The sequence below is a fragment of the Haemophilus influenzae genome (assembly GCF_019703545.1).
In the GTDB taxonomy this organism is placed as follows: Bacteria; Pseudomonadota; Gammaproteobacteria; order Enterobacterales; family Pasteurellaceae; genus Haemophilus; species Haemophilus influenzae_E.
The window spans coordinates 986,548-1,006,874 of the sequence record NZ_AP018771.1; the positions used below are offsets into that span (position 1 = coordinate 986,548).

The 20,327-nt window shown below is 38.4% G+C and carries 21 protein-coding genes and 4 tRNA genes; 11 read left to right on the top strand and 14 right to left on the bottom strand.

Features of this window, described 5'->3' with window-relative positions:
* Positions 1-12 precede the first annotated feature (12 nt).
* From K6J66_RS04925 to K6J66_RS04935, 3 genes are read left to right on the top strand one after another with little or no spacing between them, the layout of a single operon-like run.
* Positions 13-780 (top strand): hypothetical protein, encoded by a 768-nt coding sequence (locus K6J66_RS04925; RefSeq protein ID WP_103757482.1) that lies wholly within the window; start codon positions 13-15, stop codon positions 778-780.
* Positions 767-1,330 carry a baseplate complex protein gene (locus K6J66_RS04930; RefSeq protein ID WP_015979437.1) on the top strand — a complete coding sequence of 188 codons (564 nt, stop codon included), beginning with the start codon at positions 767-769 and terminating at the stop codon, positions 1,328-1,330. Before K6J66_RS04925 ends, K6J66_RS04930 begins: the two co-directional genes overlap by 14 nt.
* Positions 1,327-2,928, top strand: a complete 1,602-nt coding sequence (locus K6J66_RS04935) for a type VI secretion system Vgr family protein (protein ID WP_110442593.1) — start codon at positions 1,327-1,329, stop codon at positions 2,926-2,928. The genes K6J66_RS04930 and K6J66_RS04935 overlap by 4 nt, the downstream gene beginning before the upstream one ends.
* A gap of 547 nt (positions 2,929-3,475) precedes the next feature.
* Here the strand turns inward: K6J66_RS04935 and K6J66_RS04940 are convergent.
* The 4 genes from K6J66_RS04940 to K6J66_RS04955 form a co-directional block, all read right to left on the bottom strand.
* Positions 3,476-3,551: transfer RNA gene (locus K6J66_RS04940), tRNA-Lys, on the bottom strand.
* Between the two features lie 50 nt (positions 3,552-3,601).
* A tRNA-Leu gene (locus tag K6J66_RS04945) sits at positions 3,602-3,688 on the bottom strand.
* A gap of 27 nt (positions 3,689-3,715) precedes the next feature.
* Positions 3,716-3,789 (bottom strand) — tRNA-Cys (locus K6J66_RS04950).
* Between the two features lie 6 nt (positions 3,790-3,795).
* A tRNA-Gly gene (locus K6J66_RS04955) sits at positions 3,796-3,871 on the bottom strand.
* 246 nt (positions 3,872-4,117) lie between these two features.
* Between K6J66_RS04955 and K6J66_RS04960 the strand changes: the two genes are divergently transcribed.
* The 3 genes from K6J66_RS04960 (at position 4,118) to trxA (ending at position 6,678) form a co-directional block, all read left to right on the top strand.
* Positions 4,118-5,227: a methionine biosynthesis PLP-dependent protein gene (locus K6J66_RS04960; protein WP_038439586.1), complete on the top strand. Its 1,110-nt coding sequence runs from the start codon at positions 4,118-4,120 to the stop codon at positions 5,225-5,227.
* A 12-nt stretch (positions 5,228-5,239) separates the two neighbouring features.
* On the top strand, positions 5,240-6,235 hold the full coding sequence (locus K6J66_RS04965) for a 2-hydroxyacid dehydrogenase (RefSeq protein ID WP_038439587.1): 996 nt from the start codon (positions 5,240-5,242) through the stop codon (positions 6,233-6,235).
* Positions 6,236-6,354: 119 nt separating this feature from the next.
* Entirely contained in the window at positions 6,355-6,678 is a 324-nt protein-coding gene (gene trxA / locus K6J66_RS04970; protein ID WP_005689970.1) for a thioredoxin, read from the top strand.
* A 49-nt stretch (positions 6,679-6,727) separates the two neighbouring features.
* Here the strand turns inward: trxA and K6J66_RS04975 are convergent, their stop codons facing one another.
* The 4 genes from K6J66_RS04975 to K6J66_RS04990 form a co-directional block, all read right to left on the bottom strand.
* The gene (locus K6J66_RS04975; RefSeq protein WP_246587776.1) at positions 6,728-6,943 is read right to left on the bottom strand and encodes a hypothetical protein; all 216 of its coding nucleotides are present in this window, start codon (positions 6,941-6,943) and stop codon (positions 6,728-6,730) included.
* Positions 6,944-7,013: 70 nt separating this feature from the next.
* A complete protein-coding gene (locus tag K6J66_RS04980) occupies positions 7,014-7,229 on the bottom strand; it encodes a hypothetical protein (RefSeq protein WP_246587777.1) in 216 nt (71 codons plus the stop codon).
* Positions 7,230-7,332: 103 nt separating this feature from the next.
* Entirely contained in the window at positions 7,333-8,121 is a 789-nt protein-coding gene (locus tag K6J66_RS04985) for a TatD family hydrolase (protein ID WP_038439590.1), read from the bottom strand.
* 54 nt (positions 8,122-8,175) lie between these two features.
* Positions 8,176-8,685, bottom strand: a complete 510-nt coding sequence (locus K6J66_RS04990; RefSeq protein ID WP_005690982.1) for a peptidylprolyl isomerase — start codon at positions 8,683-8,685, stop codon at positions 8,176-8,178.
* A 102-nt stretch (positions 8,686-8,787) separates the two neighbouring features.
* Between K6J66_RS04990 and cysS the strand changes: the two genes are divergently transcribed.
* The gene (cysS, locus tag K6J66_RS04995; protein ID WP_038439591.1) at positions 8,788-10,167 is read left to right on the top strand and encodes a cysteine--tRNA ligase; all 1,380 of its coding nucleotides are present in this window, start codon (positions 8,788-8,790) and stop codon (positions 10,165-10,167) included.
* 160 nt (positions 10,168-10,327) lie between these two features.
* Here the strand turns inward: cysS and tesB are convergent, their stop codons facing one another.
* From tesB to nrdD, 5 genes are all read right to left on the bottom strand, one after another.
* Positions 10,328-11,188, bottom strand: coding sequence for an acyl-CoA thioesterase II (tesB, locus tag K6J66_RS05000; RefSeq protein WP_014326554.1), 861 nt, complete (start codon positions 11,186-11,188; stop codon positions 10,328-10,330).
* Positions 11,189-11,317: 129 nt separating this feature from the next.
* On the bottom strand, positions 11,318-12,442 hold the full coding sequence (locus K6J66_RS05005; RefSeq protein ID WP_005663200.1) for a M20/M25/M40 family metallo-hydrolase: 1,125 nt from the start codon (positions 12,440-12,442) through the stop codon (positions 11,318-11,320).
* Between the two features lie 13 nt (positions 12,443-12,455).
* The gene (locus K6J66_RS05010) at positions 12,456-12,926 is read right to left on the bottom strand and encodes a YjiG family protein (RefSeq protein ID WP_005663201.1); all 471 of its coding nucleotides are present in this window, start codon (positions 12,924-12,926) and stop codon (positions 12,456-12,458) included.
* Position 12,927: 1 nt separating this feature from the next.
* On the bottom strand, positions 12,928-13,560 hold the full coding sequence (locus tag K6J66_RS05015) for a nucleoside recognition domain-containing protein (RefSeq protein WP_005649745.1): 633 nt from the start codon (positions 13,558-13,560) through the stop codon (positions 12,928-12,930).
* A gap of 150 nt (positions 13,561-13,710) precedes the next feature.
* Complete coding sequence (gene nrdD, locus K6J66_RS05020; protein WP_110442594.1) at positions 13,711-15,834, bottom strand: anaerobic ribonucleoside-triphosphate reductase; 2,124 nt, start codon at positions 15,832-15,834, stop codon at positions 13,711-13,713.
* 281 nt (positions 15,835-16,115) lie between these two features.
* Between nrdD and K6J66_RS05025 the strand changes: the two genes are divergently transcribed.
* Positions 16,116-16,547, top strand: coding sequence for an HI0074 family nucleotidyltransferase substrate-binding subunit (locus K6J66_RS05025; RefSeq protein ID WP_110442595.1), 432 nt, complete (start codon positions 16,116-16,118; stop codon positions 16,545-16,547).
* Between the two features lies 1 nt (position 16,548).
* The gene (locus K6J66_RS05030) at positions 16,549-16,893 is read left to right on the top strand and encodes a nucleotidyltransferase family protein (RefSeq protein ID WP_005690991.1); all 345 of its coding nucleotides are present in this window, start codon (positions 16,549-16,551) and stop codon (positions 16,891-16,893) included.
* Positions 16,894-16,905: 12 nt separating this feature from the next.
* Here the strand turns inward: K6J66_RS05030 and grpE are convergent, their stop codons facing one another.
* Positions 16,906-17,502 carry a nucleotide exchange factor GrpE gene (grpE, locus tag K6J66_RS05035; protein ID WP_146208514.1) on the bottom strand — a complete coding sequence of 199 codons (597 nt, stop codon included), beginning with the start codon at positions 17,500-17,502 and terminating at the stop codon, positions 16,906-16,908.
* A gap of 99 nt (positions 17,503-17,601) precedes the next feature.
* On the opposite strand from grpE, the gene K6J66_RS05040 reads away from it, so the two are divergent.
* On the top strand, positions 17,602-18,492 hold the full coding sequence (locus K6J66_RS05040) for an NAD(+) kinase (protein ID WP_005657722.1): 891 nt from the start codon (positions 17,602-17,604) through the stop codon (positions 18,490-18,492).
* A 111-nt stretch (positions 18,493-18,603) separates the two neighbouring features.
* Complete coding sequence (gene recN / locus K6J66_RS05045) at positions 18,604-20,280, top strand: DNA repair protein RecN (protein ID WP_110442596.1); 1,677 nt, start codon at positions 18,604-18,606, stop codon at positions 20,278-20,280.
* Positions 20,281-20,327: the final 47 nt, after the last annotated feature.

A 20,327-nucleotide genomic window follows, 5' to 3' on the forward strand; every position in this document is an offset into this window, starting at 1 on the left:
GTGATGTTTAATATGTGGAAACAACAAAAACTAAAAGTATCCCCACAGGCAAAAACAACATTACAAAACGCACAAAAGGGGATTCTTTCCCCTTTTTCGCTATCTGTAAGTGGCACTAAATTAGGCGTGCATAATTGGTCGCACGGCATCAAAGAAAAATCAAACCATTATTTGTCGCCAGAAAATGCCGTGAAAGCACTAGCGGCAAAGTTGGTTGATTATGCCGATCCGAATCGCCCTAAAGGTGTGCAGGATGTCGTGGTCATTATGGTGACAAGTAGCAATATTGATCAGTTTATTGCAGAGTTGGAAAAAGTGCGAGAGCTATTGCCAGAGCCAACATTTAAGCAAGCGCTAGACTATGCGAAATCAAGTAAAGATTTACAAGAAACAAAAATGATAAAAACGCCAACCATGGCAAGTCCATCATTTTCCAATAGTGCCGATATTACGCCAGGTTCCGCCCGCACGATGCAAAGTATTTTACGCAATGCGACATCTGCAGCGGTTGCGGCGCAAACTAAAGATCCGATGGCGATGATTGAGGCGTTAAAGGCGGCTAAAAAAGAACGCGATAAAGCCAATAATGAAAAAGTCGAAAAAATGTTGAATACATCGGCGAATGTATATGCTTTTGTTGTTTCAGATTATCTTGAAATCGCAGAAAGTAAAATGAAAGTGAATGTGCCGAAATCCAGTAATGTATTTACCGCTTGCGTAATGTTTATTGGCTCAGATTTAACCAATATTAGAGGAATGTTGCAACATGCAGAAACGTAATCCCAGTGTACAACTTGCACTAAATGGCACGCCAATTTATTTAAACAATATTTTAATGTCGGTTTCGGTCAAACGTGAAGAAAAAGACATGAGCGGTCAAAAATCAAGTACCAAAAAATCAGATAAAGGCGTAAAAGCCAAAGAGTTAAGCGTAACGGGGTTTATTCCATACAACAGGAAAGAGTGGCTGACGCAGCTTTTCAATTTAGCTGAAGCAGAAACGGGCAAAGGCGAGCAAACAAAATATCGGGTATCTTGTACTGTGGCTGAAGCCGTGAATATGCGCGAAGTGCAATTTAGTGGAGAGGTATCCGCAACTGAGCAAAATGGGCAGTTGGGGTGGTCGATTTCATTTAGATTGCGTGAAGTCAATTCCGTTGCCGAGAAAAAAGACCAGCGCAAGAAAAAACCAAAGGTAAAAACGCAAGGTGAGAACGCGCCAGTAGCAAAAAGTGCGGGTGAAAATTCGGGGAAATTAGAAGAACAGAAAGACGAAAGAAAAGGAATCGCAAAAGATATTGATGATTTTTTCGGAGGTATTGACGGATGAAAATAATTAAAACGTGCCTTATTGACGGCGAAGAATTAGAACTTGCCGATGAAATGATTATTTTGGAACTCAACAACACTGGGCGCGGATTTGTTACTGTGCGTACCGAAAAAGACTGTGTAGGAAAAAGTGCGGTATTTGAAATGGGCGAATACGATCACTATTACAAATGGTTTGACGGTATTGTTGAGCGTGAACAAAGTGCGGAAAACGGCTATAAAAAATTATTTATTCGCGAAAAAGTGGCTGTGTTTGAAAAGCCTTTAAACTGTTCTCACAGACACATAACCTTGCGTGATTTATGCGCATGGATTACAAGCCAAACAAAAATCCCAGTAAAGGTGCCGCAAGTGGATTATGCGGATACGCCGATTTCGTTATTCACTCATAATGGCAGTGGTTATCAGCTTTTAGCCAATATTGGGCGACAATATCAAATCGCTGATTATATGTGGCAACAATCGCCAGACGGTTCTTTGTTTGTTGGTTCGCATAAAGATTCACGCTGGGCAGGTAAGAATATTGAGTTTGACGAAAGCATGACATTAACAAGCGGCAGCAATGATATGACCATTCCAATTACTGCTGCTATTCGACCAGGTGCGATTATCAATGGCAATAAAATTCAGAAAGTAGAATTGTCTGGCGATGATTATGTGCTTTCGTGGGAAAATTTAGGCAAAGATGGTAAGCCAGAACAAAAAAGCCCAGAACGCCGCCAAATGGAAAAAACATTCCCCGAACTGGCTGGCGGTTATCATTTGCCGAAGTATGCTAAAGTTGTTGGTATAGCAGATCCCTCAAGTGGTGGCGATATTTCCGATCCATTCCGCCCAAAATATGCCGTCGAGTTGCAACTACTGGACGAAAACGGAAACGAGGATAAAACTGTGCCAGTTTATCCAGCCGTGCCTTTGCCTGTAACAAGTACAGGTTCACAAGGCGGAGATTTTGCTTTTCCTGAAGTGGGCTCAATGGTTGAAGTAGGTTTTGCTTATGGGCGAAGTGATCAGCCTTTTGTACGCACTATGTTAGCACAAGGAAAAACAGTACCGAGTGTTGCACCTGGAGAACAACTCAAGCAGCAACGCCCCGAAGTGTATGAGCGCACCGATGCCGCAGGCAATAAGATTCGCGAAACCGATCAGAAGATTACAGATAAATCCTTTGAACGACACATCGAAACAGATAGTGAAGTAAAACAAATTGGTACATCGACAAAAACAGTAGATTCAGATAGTACGCAAACTATAGGCGGAAATAAAACTGTTAGCGTATTGGGTAGTATCAATGACACGACTGCAAGCAATCGTACTGTGGGAACTGGTGGCACGTTACAAGAAAAAATCGTGGGACTAGCGCAACGTGTTTCGGACGAAAAGAATAAATTTGTGGCACCGCTAAGTTATATAGGAACAGAAAGTCAGAATATTTTTAGATTGTTAGAGGATACTATTCAGCTAGTAGGCGAAGTTGCAAGCACCTTGGCAACGCATACGCACAGAGGTTCACCTCCGCCAGATCAAGCAAGCACATTTAACCAGCAGGCAAACAAAGCAAAAACAATCAAAGGTAAACTCACGCCTATCATTGAGTAACAACCGCAATTTATATCAAACCAAAGCCGCACAATGTTGCGGCTTTTCTTTATGTTTCTGACATGTATGTCGGAAACATCAGCCACGGAAAATCTAAGTTATTGTTATAACAAATAAATCTACGTAATAAGCAATATAGAACAATTCCACGGAAATTTTTCACGTAAAAACACAAGGCACGGAAAATCCACTTCCTCCCCCGCCGAATTTACGTTAAAAATTTGTGTTTTTTCAGTTAGATTTCAAAATAAAAATTAATCTAACTTATTGAAGTAAAAGAGATCATTAATGCAACTGAATAGAGATCTTAACTGTAAAAATTTCAATCTTTTTCATCATTTTTCACTTAAAATAGATCATTGATAATAAGAATAACAAGATAACCTAATGATTTTTAAATTGTTTTTAAATTTTCCGTGTGAAATATGAGAGTAATTGATTTCAGTTAATTGACTGGCGGTTATCGCCATTGTTTAAAGATAGGTTTAAAAGTAAAGATAAAAACTAGATATTTATAACCGCCACTTTGTCGCCAGTTGAATATTATTGGTGGGTCGTGAAGGATTCGAACCTTCGACCAACGGATTAAAAGTCCGCTGCTCTACCGACTGAGCTAACGACCCAATTAGATGATTTTAAAGTGAATTTTAAAACCTTTAGATTGGTATTTAAATGGTGCCCGAAGCCAGACTTGAACTGGCACGCCTCGAAAGGCGAGGGATTTTAAATCCCTTGTGTCTACCGATTCCACCACTCGGGCATATAGACAACTAACATTTGCGTATTATGGAGGCGTGTCCCGGAGTCGAACCGAGCTACATGGATTTGCAATCCAGTGCATAACCGCTTTGCTAACACGCCACGAATTGGAGCGGGAAACGAGGCTCGAACTCGCGACCCCGACCTTGGCAAGGTCGTGCTCTACCAACTGAGCTATTCCCGCATTCGCTGTTAGTGGTGCGCATTTTACGGAAATTCAGATAACTGTCAATTACAGATTTAAAAAAATTGTCTAACCGTTTAAAAAAAGTTCATTTTGTTCAAATAAATCACAGAAAATGATGGAAAAATGAAATTTTATGTAATTTTCTAATTTCTACTTTTATCACTTTTTCCTTTGTGCCAAAATGCTAAACGTTTTTTAACACGTAAAGTGCGGTCAATTTTTTCATTATTTTTAGAGGATGTTATGACACAACAATATGCTATTGATACTTTATTAGCTCAAGCTGGCAATCGCAGTGATGAGCGTACGGGCGCGGTTTCTGCACCAATTTTTCTTTCTACGGCTTATGGTCATTGTGGTATCGGTGAAAGTACGGGATTTGATTACACACGTACCAAAAATCCAACTCGCACAGTATTAGAAGAAACGATAGCTAAATTAGAGAATGGAGATCGTGGTTTTGCTTTTTCTTCTGGGATGGCTGCAATTCAAGTTTTGATGACACTTTTTACCGCCCCAGATGAATGGATTGTTTCTAGCGATGTGTATGGTGGTACTTATCGATTATTAGATTTTTCTTATAAAAATAACAATAGTGTAAAACCTGTTTATGTTAATACAGCATCTGCTTCAGAAATTGAGGCTGCCATTAACCCAAATACGAAAGCGATTTTTATTGAAACCCCATCAAATCCTTTAATGGAAGAATGTGATGTGGTTGAAATTGCAAAACTTGCGAAAAAACATAACTTAATGTTGATCGTGGATAATACGTTTTTAACGCCTGTGCTTTCTCGTCCGTTAGATTTAGGTGCTGATGTGGTAATTCACAGTGGAACTAAATATATTGCTGGTCATAATGATGCACTTGTTGGTTTAATCGTTGCAAAAGGGCAAGAACTTTGTGATCGCATTGCTTATATTCAAAATGGTGCAGGTGCGGTGCTTTCTCCTTTTGATTCTTGGCTGACTATTCGCGGTATGAAGACCCTTTCTTTGCGTATGAAACGCCATCAAGAAAATGCACAAGCCATTGCGGAATTTTTAAGAGCTCAACCACAAGTGGAATCGGTGCTTTATCCGAATAAAGGTGGAATGTTGTCTTTTCGTTTACAAGATGAAGCTTGGGTTAATATATTCTTAAAATCCATCAAATTGATTACTTTTGCAGAAAGTCTAGGCGGCACAGAAAGTTTTATTACTTATCCTGCCACTCAAACTCATATGGATATTCCAGAATCCGAGCGTGTAGCTCGTGGGATTACTAATACCTTGTTGCGTTTTTCAGTCGGTATTGAAGATGTAGAAGATATTAAAGCGGACTTATTACAGGCTTTTGCAAACTTAAAATAATTGGAGCAAACCATGAAAATTGCAATCTATAGCACTAAAAGTTATGACAGAAAATATATTGAGCTCATTAACGCGAAATATAATTTCGATTTAGAATTTTTTGATTTTATGCTGAACGAAAGCACTGTGCGTTTGGCAGAACATTGCGAAGTAGTATGCATTTTCGTGAATGATAATGGTAGCCGAAAAGTATTAGAAAAATTAGCCGCACTTGGTGTGAAAATTGTGGCTTTGCGTTGTGCTGGCTTCAATAATGTTGATTTAAAAGCAGCTCAAGAATTAGGCATCCAAGTTGTCTGCGTTCCAGCTTATTCGCCTGAAGCGGTGGCGGAACATACCATCGGTTTGATGATGACACTGAATCGTCGAATTCATCGTGCTTATCAGCGTACCCGAGAAGCGAATTTCTCTCTTGAGGGGTTAATTGGTTTCAATATGTACGGACGCACAGTCGGCGTAATCGGAACAGGAAAAATCGGGATCGCAGTGATGCGAATTTTGAAAGGTTTTGGCATGAATATCTTGGCGTACGATCCTTTTAAAAATCCAGTGGTGGAAGAACTGGGGGGACAATATGTTGAATTAGATGAGCTTTATGCTAAATCTCATGTGATTACGCTTCATTGCCCGGCAACGCCAGAAAACTATCATTTATTAAATCGCGAGGCTTTTGCAAAAATGAAAGATGGCGTGATGATCGTTAATACGAGTCGCGGTTCTTTGATTGATACTCAAGCTGCAATTGATGCGTTAAAACAGCGTAAAATCGGTGCGTTAGGTATGGATGTTTACGAGAATGAACGTGATTTATTCTTTGAAGATAAGTCTAACGAAGTGATTCAAGATGATATTTTCCGCCGTTTATCTTCTTGCCATAATGTATTGCTAACAGGTCACCAAGCGTTTTTAACGGAAGAGGCACTAACCAATATTGCGGATGTGACTTTATCAAACATTTATAAATTGAAATCGGGTAAAGTGTGTGAAAATATTGTTTTGCCGTCTTAGCTTTTGGCAATTAAAACGATTAGTTTACATTTTTTAAAACGGTGTTATTCTGCACCGCACTTGTAAGTTTAAAAAAAGCCCTTATATAGGGATTCCATTCACAAAATAAGGAAAACAAAATGAGCGAAGTATTACACATTAATGACGCAGATTTTGAAAGTGTTGTAGTTAATTCAGATATCCCCGTTTTATTAGACTTTTGGGCACCTTGGTGTGGTCCTTGCAAAATGATTGCTCCAGTGTTAGATGAACTTGCACCTGAATTTGCAGGTAAAGTTAAAATCGTGAAAATGAATGTGGATGATAACCAAGCAACGCCAGCACAATTTGGTGTTCGTAGTATCCCAACATTATTATTGATTAAAAATGGTCAAGTTGTTGCAACTCAAGTTGGTGCATTAGCAAAAACTCAATTGGCTAACTTCATTAACCAACATATTTAATCGTTGTTTAAAGCTATAAGTAACTTTAGCGCATTGATAAGATTGCCCCTTAATGGGGCAATTTTTTTGTCTGAAATTTTGATATTTGCTCTGGTGGAAGGTAATTTAAGGCTTTTTCTGCGCGCTGAACAATTTGTGCTACAGTTTCCACTTCATCAGAACGAGGATTGATGACGCCTAAGCCTAAAATACATTTTTGTCTTAAGATTTCACTTTCTAATAACGAACTTAACTCTCCTGCTCTTGGCGTAGAAAATTCGAGCATTAAAATATCAGGTAATGCCGATTCAAATAAATCCACTAATAATGTATAAGGCCCACGCAATAATACGCTTTCATCTTTGCTCCAGTTGCCATGGCATACATGTAATTAGGGGAGAGTTCCACGCTACACGCCAGCTACGATCTAATGGCATATCGGTAATGCGCATAAAGCAAGAAACATTGCTACGCATACCTAAGCCATTCCAGCTATCAGCTTCAAAAGTTAAGCCTTGAGTGCCAAGTGGAAGCACCCAGTTATCAATAGTTTCGCCATTTTCGGAAGGCAAAAGTGCTAAATAATAAGAAGCATAATTGCCCGATGTCACCATGGATTTTAAGCCATTGAATACTGCAATTTAATTCAAAATAATTTCAGTAATGTGACGTGGATCAAGAAAAAATCTGGCAAGCATTTTCCCATGTAAGTTTTTTAATCAATTCAGCAGGTTCATTTCTTAAGGTGCAAAGGGCTTTAAAACTTTCCACAATACATTCTGGTCGATTAGGTTGGCCTTGAAAACCAAATACAGGCATATCAGGACTGTCAGTTTCTAATACCAATGAATCAAGTGGTAGCTTTGCAATCGCTTGACGAGTTTTATTGGCTCGTTCATAAGTGATAGTGCCGCCAACTCCGATTTTATAGCCTAAATCAACAAAGCGTTTTGCTTGATCGTAACTTCCTGAAAAACCGTGTACCACGCCAAGTTTAGATAATGGAATACGTTTTAAAAAAGTAAAAATTTGATCATGGGTTTTTCGACTGTGAATATTGACGGGTAAATTAAATTGCTTTGCCAAATAAAGTTGGCTTTCAAAAAAATGACATTGCTTTGCCCAAAATTCATCGGTGAGCAAATCAGGAATCGCGCGTTCTAAACCAATTTCTGCCACTGCCGTGCAATTTGCATCACGATTTTTTAAGGCTTGTTCTAACAGAATCAAATCATTTTCGGCGTGTTCTTGAATATAAAGAGGATGGAGCCCAAGCCCATAGCACAAATTATCAGGAAAAAGTGCGGTCATATTTTGGATTGTTTTAAAATCAGCTTCTTTCACCGCCACAACCAGTATTTTTTGCACATCGGCTTGCTTAGCATTATCAATAAGCTGTGACAACGGTTCCCCAGTAAATTGTTGGAGATAATTAAGATGCGTGTGAGTGTCGAAGAAAGGCATGAGCATTTTCCTTTAGGTCGATAAAAAATGGCGGAATTCATCCGCCATTCACCATTATTCTACTGAAACCGATGTAATCACTACATCTTCAGTTGGAACATCTTGATGAAAGCCTTTGTTGCCTGTTTTCACTTTTTTGATTTTATCAACAACATCCATCCCTTCAACCACTTCACCAAATACTGCATAGCCCCATTCTTGAACGACTTCTCGACCAAACATTTCTTTTGAACGATAATTTAAGAAATCATTGTCTGCCACGTTAATGAAAAATTGTGCGGTCGCTGAATGTGGATCTGATGTGCGTGCCATTGCAATGGTTCCACGTTTGTTGCTTAAACGATTGTTCGCTTCATTTTGGATTGGTGCTTTGGTTGCTTTTTCACGCATACCGCTTTCCATACCACCCCCTTGAATCATAAAGCCATCAATAACACGGTGAAAAATTGTGTTATTATAAAAACCTTCTTTGCAGTAATTTAAGAAATTTTCTGCTGTAACTGGAGCTTTATCAAAATCCAATTTAATTTTAATGTCGCCAAAATTTGTGTGTAATGTAACCATTTTGTTTTCCCTCTAAAAAATTAAGGGTCGTATTATTCCACAATCGAGGTAAAAGTGCTATAAAAGTGCGGTTTGTTTTTATTTCATTTTACGAGCTTAAAAATGCTAAAAATTTTCAATACCTTAACGAGAGAAAAAGAAATCTTTAAACCTATCCACGAAAATAAAGTGGGAATGTATGTTTGTGGCGTTACTGTTTATGATTTGTGCCATATCGGTCATGGACGCACTTTTGTGTGTTTTGATGTGATTGCCCGTTATTTACGTTCTTTGGGTTACGATTTAACTTATGTGCGCAATATTACGGACGTAGATGACAAAATCATCAAACGTGCATTAGAAAACAAAGAAACCTGCGATCAGCTAGTGGATCGTATGGTGCAGGAAATGTATAAAGATTTTGATGCACTTAATGTATTACGCCCTGATTTTGAGCCTCGCGCAACCCATCATATTCCTGAAATTATTGAAATTGTGGAAAAATTGATTAAACGTGGACATGCTTATGTCGCGGATAATGGCGATGTGATGTTTGATGTAGAAAGCTTCAAAGAATATGGCAAATTATCTCGTCAAGATCTTGAGCAATTACAAGCTGGTGCACGCATTGAAATCAATGAAATTAAGAAAAATCCAATGGATTTCGTGCTTTGGAAAATGTCGAAAGAAAACGAGCCAAGTTGGGCTTCCCCTTGGGGTGCAGGTCGTCCTGGCTGGCATATTGAATGTTCGGCAATGAACTGCAAACAGCTTGGCGAGCATTTTGATATTCACGGTGGTGGTTCTGATTTAATGTTCCCTCACCACGAAAATGAAATTGCACAATCTTGCTGTGCGCATGGTGGCCAATATGTGAATTATTGGATCCATTCTGGCATGATTATGGTGGATAAAGAAAAAATGTCGAAATCTCTCGGCAATTTCTTCACAATTCGTGATGTATTAAATCACTATAATGCAGAGGCGGTACGTTATTTCTTATTAACGGCACATTATCGTAGCCAGCTAAATTACAGCGAAGAAAACTTGAATTTAGCGCAAGGTGCGTTGGAACGTTTATACACGGCTTTACGTGGAACGGATCAAAGTGCGGTTGTTTTTGGCGGAGAAAATTTTGTGGAAACCTTCCGTGAAGCAATGGATGATGATTTCAATACGCCAAATGCCCTTTCTGTCTTATTTGAAATGGCGCGTGAAATTAACAAGTTAAAAACAGAGGATGCTGAGAAAGCCAATGGACTTGCCGCGCGTTTGCGTGAATTGGGTGCGATTTTAGGATTACTTCAACAAGAACCAGAAAAATTCTTACAAGCGGGTTCTAACGATGATGAAGTGGCAAAAATTGAAGCACTGATTAAACAACGCAACAAAGCTCGTGCAGCTAAAGATTGGGCAGCTGCAGATGCTGCGCGTAATGAGCTTACCGCTATGGGGATCGTATTAGAAGATGGGCCGAATGGAACAACTTGGCGTAAGCAATAAATTCAAACGTTAAATCATTTCCATTAAAAAGACTAAGTTCAGAATGTAATAGAACTTAGTCTTTTTATTTTTTCATCATTTCTTAATGTGGGATTTCAAGGTTTGCGCGGTTTCAACCTGTTGCCAAAATTGTGTAATAAGTGCGGTCATTTTTTCTCTCTTATTCGTTAAAACGGATCAAACCTTCTTGTTGTGTTGTCGCGATTAATTGACCATCTTGCGAGAAAATTTGCCCGCGAGCTAAGCCTCGCCCTCCAAAGGCATTATTGCTTTCAATTGCGTGCAAATGCCAGTGATTTAAATCAAACGGACGATGGAACCAAATACTATGATCAATGGTTGCCACTTTCATTCCTTTTTGTAAAAAGCCTTTTTCGTGTGGATGAAGTGCGGTCAAAATACAGTGAAAATCGGAAAAATAAGCCAATAAACATTGCTGGATTTTTATATCAAGCGGCGTTTCACCATTGGTTTTAAACCAAGAATATTGCTCGGCTGGCAATTTTGTCCCGTTAAATGGGTTATTCAAATATTTGGTACGTACCTCAAATGGACGCTCTGCCGCAAATTTTTCATTGAGTGGTTCTGGCAAGGTTTGAGCCACTTTTTGTAGCATCACATTTTCATCTGTAAAGTCTTCAGGCGTGCCAACATTTGGCATTGAATTTTGATGTTCAAAACCTTTTTCTGGCACTTGGAAAGACGCGGTTACATGACAAATGGTATTTTTATGTTGAATGGCTTTTACGCGTAATGCAGAAAAGTTACGCCCTTCACGCAAGGTTTCCACATCGTAAATAATTGGATATTGGCTGTCTCCTGGAGCAAGAAAATAGGCATGACAAGAATGCAAAATACGATCTTCTAGCGCTACCTGCATTGCTGCAGATAACGCCTGTGCCACTACTTGCCCGCCAAATACTTGACGAAAACCTAAATCTTGGCTTTCACCACGAAAGATTAAATCATCAATTTTTTCAAGTTTAAGAAGATGAATGAGGTTATTGAGAATATCTGACATATTACTTTCCTTGAAGATACGATAAAAGTGCGGTTATTTTAGCGGAGATTTTGGGGAATGCCAAAGTTGGAATAAAAAATGCCTGCATGAATTAGCGTGCAGGCAATTGGCTTTATCGGGATATATGTGCTATTTCTTGAGTAGCGTATTAATCACGCTTACTACAAGATTGCATTTTGGCACAACGGAATCAACTTTTAAATATTCTGATTTGGCGTGCATATTGCCACCAGTTGGACCTAATCCATCAATGGTAGGGCAGCCTGACGAAGCTGCAATATTGCCATCGCTTAATCCTCCAGCATCAACCCATTTGATCGGAATATTTAATTGTTCACCAACTTGAGCAAATACTTTTTTGATCACAGGTAAGTATTTTTCATCAATCATCGGTGATTCTTCATTAATTAATGTTTTGGTTGATTTCACCCCTTCAACAAAAGGATGATTAAGTATGCGGTGTAAGTGTTCTTCAAAAAACGCTACAGATGATGTTTTTTTATAGCGCATTTCAATTTCTAGAGCCGCATAATCTGCAATCACATTATGCCCACTTCCACCATGTGTCATAGCGCAATTGAAAGTGTGTTCAAGTTCAAAATCATTGAGCTTGTAGAATTCCGTGATGAAATTAGCCGCTTCAACTAAGGCGGAGCGTCCTCGCTCTGGACAATTACCCGCGTGAGCAGCGACACCATGGAATTCAATTTTATAAGTAACCATGCCTTTCCGTGTAGAGACCATCGATCCATCTTCACGAGCTGGTTCCATAACAAAACAATAACGTGCTTTACGGGCATAATCACGAATACTGTCCTTGGCATAGAGCGATCCATTTTCTTCATGGGAATTAAGGTAAATCCCAATGTTATATCGAGATAAATCTAATTCTTGCGCAACATAAAAAGAAAGTAACGCACCAGATTTATCATCAATGACACCAAGCGCATTAATTCTATTGCCGTTTTGGGTAAAAGGCACCTCCTTACCCGTTCCGACAGGAAAAACCGTATCCATGTGTGCAATAAAAAGAATATCAAATTGTTCGGCATTTAAATTATTGCTAACAAATAATCCTTCAGCTACTTTTGGTGAAGTCATAGGGATGCGTTGATAACTTAATCCTTGTTTCTCCGCTTTTTTAATAAACCATTCAGCCACACGATTAACGCCTTCAATTGAATCAGTTGGGCTTTCAATTGACGTAATTTCTTTTAACTCACTTAAAAAGATTTCGAGTTCTTTATTATTCATGGTCTAACCCTCGTCAAACTAATACACGCATTAATAACATGGCTAAATAAGCATTCACAATACAGATGCCAAAAAGTACTAAGTAATGTTTACCTGGCACACCGAGTACACCAAGAACACGCCCCATATATTGTACGGTAGAACCTACTAATGCCATTCCTGGAATAAGAATAGCAATATGTTGGGCATTTAATATGCCCTCTTGCACAAGCGCAACAAGCACGCCTGCCGCACCGCCCCAGCTTAGGAAGGAGGCAAGGAATACAGCGATAGATTCTCCCGGCAAACCAAGGGGTAACATCACAAAGCCCACATATTCCCCTAATAATTTTAATAGTCCGGATACATTCAGAACATAGATAATTACAAATGCCATTAATACATTTGGAATGGTGCTATGGATTGCAATATTCCAGCCTTTACGCGCACCTTCAACAAAGATATCAGTGATTAATTTTGATTCAGATTTAACTTGCTCGCTCATACTACACCTCATTTTCTTTTACAAATTTTTTAACATAAAGTCGCATTAAATTTGCTCCAAATATTTTGAATATGAAAATAACGCCCAATGCCATAGCAATAGAGACCGGAGCAACAGCACCAGCTTTATCTGTAATTAATAAAAGCGGAGCAAAAGAAGCAAGGAAATTTGTTAAAAATGCACCAGCACTAAATTGAAAGGCGGAGAAAATAAGAAGTTCACGATGGGTGATTTGACCTTCATCATATAAAAATTTAGCCGTAGAACTACCTGCATCGGTACTTTGTGTACTCGCAATTAAGGAAATAGAGCAATTGCCAGGAATTCCCATTAAAGGTTTTAGTACTGGACTGAGCCATTTTGAGGCCGCAACGAGCGCACTATAATGCTCAAAAATAGCAACAAAACCTAACGCTAACATTACGCTTGGCACTAAGGTGAGTGCAAAAAGAAAACCGCCCTTTGCACTTGTACCACCAGATGTTTTTAACCATTCGGGAAATTGCCCAGTTAATTTACTAAAGTCGAAAATTCCCCCAAGGAAATCTTTAGCGAATCCACCAAAAAAGATGATGGCGCATATCAGTGATAATGTGCCAATGACAAGGGGTTTAGTATCGATGTCTTTCTTCATATAACACTCCGTTATTGATTGAATAATAAAGCCTGACTGGAGTGTACGATAAAATAAATCATAAAACAGTGATGAATATCACAATATGAAAAGTGCGGTCGAAAATTTTTATATTTTGGATCGCACTTGGGAATTTAGTTTTGATGAGAATTAAAGATGTTTCACTCTCCGCTTCACTTCTTCCTGTTTTCCCGCATTAAATGGGCGGGCATCAGGGCTGCCTAGATAGCCACATACGCGGCGAGTGACAGACACTTTTGTGCTATCGTGATTGCCACATTTCGGGCAAACAAAGCCTTTACTGGTACATTCAAATTCACCAGTGAAACCACATTCATAACATTCGTCAATCGGTGTGTTTGTGCCGTAGTAAGGCACGCAATCGTAGCTATAATCCCACACATCTTCCAATGCTTTTAAGTTGTGTTGAATATTTGGATATTCGCCGTAGCAAATAAAACCGCCGCTAGCGAGTGGGGGATATGCCATTTCGAAATCCAGTTTATCGTAAGGATTCACTTTCTTTTCTACATCTAAGTGGTAACTATTTGTGTAGTAGCCTTTATCCGTTACTCCTTCAATCACGCCAAATTTTTTGGTGTCTAGACGGCAGAAGCGGTCGCATAAGTTTTCGCTTGGCGTGGAGTAAAGGCTGAAGGCATAGCCAGTTTCTTTTTGCCAGCGTTTTACAGCCTCGCTAAGGTGGCGAACAATAGCAATGCCTTTTTCGCGTAATTGCTCATCATCAAAAATATGCCCTTTGTTATATAGCGCATTAATTGTTTCGTGAATACCGATATAGCCGAGCGAAATAGAGGCACGTCCATTTTTGAAAATTTGTGCCACATTTTCATCCGCTTTTAACCGAACTCCGCATGCGCCTTCCATATAAAGAATGGGGGCAACGCGAGCTTTGGTATTCTCAAGGCGGGCAACTCGCGTCATTAATGCTTTTTTCGCAATAGCTAAACGTTCATCTAAAGTGCGGTAGAAATCTTCTTCGTTTTTAGACTCCAACGCGATACGCGGTAAATTCAAACTCACCACACCAAGATTATTACGCCCATCATGAATTTCATGTCCGTCTTCTTCGTATGCACCTAAAAAGCTACGGCATCCCATCGGGGCTTTAAAAGAGCCCGTGACTTTGACAACTTGATCATAATTGAGAATATCTGGATACATACGTTTTGATGCACATTCCAATGCGAGTTGTTTGATATCGTAATTTGGATCGCCTTTAGTTTGATTCAAGCCTTTTTTAATAGTGAAAACAAGTTTTGGAAATACTGGCGTTTTATGATTTTTTCCGAGTCCACGAATACGATTTTTTAAAATAGCTTGCTGAATTAAGCGGGATTGCCAGCTTGTACCTAAACCAAAACCAAAGGTCACAAATGGTGTTTGCCCATTTGAAGTATGTAGTGTATTTACTTCATATTCTAAAGATTGGAAGGCATCGAAACATTCTTTTTCAATCAATGCTTTGGCATAACCTTCAACATCAGGCACGTTCCATTCTTGGGCATGTTTGAGATGTTTTTCGTAACTGATTTGCACATAAGGGGAAAGCACTTCATCAATACGATTAATGGTTGTGCCACCGTAAATATGGCTGGCAACTTGGGCGATAATTTGTGCTGTCACTGCCGTTGCGGTGCCGATAGATTTAGGGGGTTCGATTTCCGCATTGCCCATTTTGAAACCACGAGAAAGCATCCCTTCTAAATCAACTAACATACAGTTAAACATTGGAAAGAACGGCGCGTAATCTAAATCGTGATAATGAATTTCACCTTTTTCGTGAGCTTCTACTACATCGCGTGGAAGAATATGGTGCTTGGCATAATGTTTTGCCACAATTCCAGCAAGCAAATCACGTTGCGTTGGGATCACTTTCGCGTCTTTATTGGCGTTTTCGTTAAGTAATTCTACGTTGCTTTGTTCAATCAAGCCTTCAATTTCTTTTGTCAGCTGACTACGTTTTTCGCGGGCTAAATCACGATCATGACGATATTCGATATACGCACGAGCAATTTCAGGATAACGACTTGCCATCAATTTATCTTCAACGATTTTTTGAATCTGATTAATATCAATCTCGCCTTGATGATGGATGAAAATTTCATTCCCTACTTCTTGCCCAATTTGGTGGCAATAAAATTCATCGGAAATATTGACCGCACTTGCGGCTTTTTTAATGGCATTGATGATACGTTGAATCTTAAACTCCGCACGAGAACCATCGCGCTTGATGACCCCAAAGTTACTCATGATATAGCTCCAATATATAGTGTTTTTGAAATGCGGATTGCACTATATATAGATCTAAAAAGATAATCAACACACAATATGTAGTGTTTTAGACCTTTTTGTCGTAAGATAATTTTGTTAAAGATTGATTTTATTAGAAAAATATCACATTAAGTTGTTGAGAGCTTTTCTCAAATATTTTTTGATTTTGTGATCAATATCACAATGTTTACTTTTGGGGTTATAGGTTTTGAGAAAAAATAGTCTATGGTAAAATAGATGAGTATTTAACAGAGGTAAAAATGATGACTGATAAGCTAAATTTAAATGTATTAGACGCTGCATTTTATTCGTTAGAGCAAACCGTAGTACAAATTTCAGACAGAAATTGGTTTGATATGCAACCCTCTATTGTACAAGATACTTTAATTGCAGGTGCAATTCAGAAATTTGAATTTGTTTATGAGTTAAGTTTAAAAATGATGAAACGCCAACTTCAACAAGATGCAATTAATGCCGATGACATTGGGGCTTATGGATTTAAGGATATTTTGCGAGAAGCATTGAGATTTGGTTTGATTGAAGATATGTCAAAATGGGTTGCTTATCGTGATATGCGTAATATTACATCACATACTTATGATCAGGAAAAAGCCATGGCTGTTTATGCACAAATTGATGATTTTTTAATAGAAAGTCGTTTCCTATTGGAACAATTACGTCAGAGAAATTAATATGACTAGTTTTGCACAGCTTGATATAAAATCTGAAGAATTGGCGATTGTGAAAACTATTTTACAACAATTAGTACCTGATTATACCGTATGGGCTTTCGGTTCTCGTGTAAAAGGAAAAGCAAAAAAATATTCCGATCTTGATCTTGCGATTATCTCTGAGGAACCTTTAGATTTTTTAGAGCGTGATAGATTAAAGGAAGCTTTTTCTGAATCAGATTTACCGTGGCGCGTTGATCTTCTAGATTGGGCTACAACGAGCGAAGATTTTAGGGAAATTATCCGTAAAGTTTATGTAGTTATTCAGGAAAAAGAAAAAACGGTCGAAAAACCGACCGCTCTTTAGACAAAATATAAATTAAGTAGCCACCATTACCATCGCTGGGCGAATGACTCGACCATTTAAGGTGTAGCCTTTTTGCAATACGACGCTAATTTGATTGGTTTCAAAGCCTTCAGCAGGTTGCATTGAAATGGCTTGATGTAAGTCAGGATTAAATGCTTCACCGACAACTCCCACAGCTTCCACGCCAAAACGCCCAACGGTTGAAACTAATTCTTTTAAGGTCAGTTCTACGCCGTCAAATAAGGCTTTTACGCTTTCATCTTCTTTATTTGTTGGAGTGGCAAGCGCACGCTCTAGGTTATCGATAGTATTCAAAATGTCTTTTGAAAATTTTTCCAAAGCGAATTTATGTGCTTTTTCTACGTCTTGTTCAGTACGACGACGAAGATTTTCAATTTCAGCACGAGAGCGAAGTAAAATATCCTGTTCTTTATTTGCCGCTTCTTCTATTTGAGTTTTTAGCTGCTCTTCAAGCTCTTGCACGCGAGCAATTGCTTCTTCTAAAGGATCAAATTCTTGAGAATGCTCTGCTTGTTGTGTTTCTTCCACAACGACTTCTTCTTGATTTTCTACTTCTGGGTTTTTAACTTTTTGTTCTTGTTCTGACATTTTTTTCTCCGTAAAACAAAATTGATTAATCGTAATTGGGCATAGTGTAGCAAAAAACGATATAATGACGAAAATGTTAAATTCAAGTGCGGTCATTTTATGAATCATTTATATCGTTCCTTTAAAACCATTGCTCTTGTAGGTAAGCCTCGCAATGATATTAACTTACAAATGCACAAAAACTTATTTCATTGGTTAATGGAACGTGGTTATCAAGTGTTGGTGGAAAAAGAAGTCGCCATAACACTTGAGTTACCTTTTGAACATCTTGCTACGTTAGAAGAAATAGGTCGCCGAGCCCAATTAGCCATTGTGATTGGTGGAGACGGCAATATGCTAGGGCGCGCTCGCGTATTAGCAAAATATGATATTCCATTGATTGGTATTAATCGTGGTAATTTGGGATTTTTAACGGATATTGACCCGAAAAATGCCTATTCCCAGCTTGAAGCTTGTTTAGAACGTGGCGAATTTTTTGTGGAAGAACGTTTTTTATTGGAAGCAAAAATCGAACGAGCAAGTGAAATCGTATCAACCAGCAATGCGGTAAATGAAGCGGTTATTCATCCCGCCAAAATTGCACATATGATAGATTTTCACGTATATATCAATGATAAGTTTGCATTTTCTCAACGTTCTGATGGATTAATTGTTTCTACTCCAACAGGTTCTACGGCTTATTCTCTTTCCGCTGGTGGACCTATTTTGACACCAAACCTTAATGCCATTGCATTAGTGCCAATGTTTCCACATACATTAACTTCTCGCCCTCTTGTTGTTGATGGGGATAGTAAAATATCGATTCGTTTTGCTGAACATAATACCTCTCAATTAGAAGTGGGCTGTGATAGTCAAATTACCTTACCTTTTACCCCAGATGATGTGGTGCATATTCAAAAAAGCGAGCATAAACTCCGATTGCTTCATCTGAAAAATTATAATTATTACAATGTGTTAAGTAGCAAATTAGGTTGGTTAAAATCATTTTGATTATGGTAAAAATTTTCGATTGAAATAGATTTGACAAAATACTGTAAAAAATCCTTTACTGTAAATTAAATCAGTTATATCATATTAAATATACAGTTAAAGGATTTTGCTATGCTTACTCAACTTACTATCAATAATTTTGCGATTGTTCGTCAGCTTGATATTGAATTGGCGAAAGGAATGTCTGTTATAACAGGGGAAACTGGTGCTGGAAAATCTATCGCCATTGATGCTTTAGGTTTATGTTTCGGACAAAGAGTAGAAACCTCAATGGTGCGTGAAGGGCAAGAGCGTGCGGAAATTTGTGCAATTTTCCAACTAGAATCGCAAAATCCTGCTTATCACTGGTTGAGTGAGCAAGAATTACAGGATCCAGATAATCCAACTGAATGTATTTTACGTCGCATAATTAATGCAGACGGACGTTCTAAGGCTTTTATTAATAGTACACCAGTATCCGCTTCTCAATTAAAAGAAATTGCTCAATATCTTGTTCATATTAATGGGCAACACGCTTCTCAATTATTGTTAAAAAATGACTATCAGCTTCAGTTAGTTGATAATTTTGCCGCTCATCCTGAATTACTTGTGAAAATGCGTGAAGATTATCAGACATGGAAAAATCTTCAAAATCAAGTTAAAACCTTTCAACAAAAAGTGGCGGAAAATGAAGCACGTAAACAACTTTTACAGTATCAAGTGGATGAGTTAGATGAATTTAACCTTCGACCAAATGAATATTTGGAATTAGAAGATGAACAACGTCGTTTATCTAGCAGCGAACAGCTAACTCAACTTTCCCAATCTGCACTGCAAATTTTAAGTGAAAATGACACCGTAAATATCGATAGTTTGCTTTATCGTGCGACACAATATATTGATGAATTAGCTGAACTTGATCCGCAATATGCTGAAGTGCAAAATATGTTGAATGATGCATTGATTCAAGTGCAAGAAGCAACCAGTGAAGTGCAAAATTTATCAAGTAATATCGAGCAGGATCCTCAACTTTTACATGAAATCGAACAGCGAATTAGTCAGGCTTTACAACTTGCTCGTAAACATCAAGTTAAACCTGAAGATCTTGTAGAACAGCACAAAAAATTAAAAGCAGAATTAACCGCACTTTTAGATTTTTCTGACAGTGAAGAGATGTTGATTGAGCAAGAAAAACTCGCATTTGAACAAATGCAAGCAACGGCTACAGCATTAACAGCAAGTCGTCAGCAATTTGCAACCCGCTTAGCACAAAATGTCACACAGTCGATAAAACAACTTGCAATGGAAAACGCTGAATTTTATGTAGAGTTGAATACGGATTTAGATAAAGTGAGTGCAAATGGTGCGGATAATGTGATTTTCACTTTGCGTAGTAATTTAGGACAACAACCGCAGCCATTAGCTAAAATTGCCTCTGGTGGTGAGCTTTCTCGTATTTCTTTAGCCATTCAAGTTTTAACTTCTGATCAATCAGCTATTCCAACCTTAATTTTCGATGAAGTGGACGTGGGCATTAGCGGAAAAACAGCAAGTGTTGTCGGAAAACTTTTACGTCAATTAAGTGAACGCTGCCAAGTATTATGCGTAACCCACTTGCCACAAGTTGCTTGTCATGGCCATCATCAGTTTAATGTGGAAAAATTTACTGTGGATAATAAAACTGAAACAAAAATGACCGCACTTTCACAATCTGAACGTGTACTAGCCTTGGCAAGACTCTTGGGCGGAAGTGAAATTACAGAATTAGCCTTAGCCAATGCACAGGAAATGTTAGATTTGGTTCATTAAAAATAGGATTGAATATTTAGTTTTTGCGAGGTTTCAAGAAGATTTGT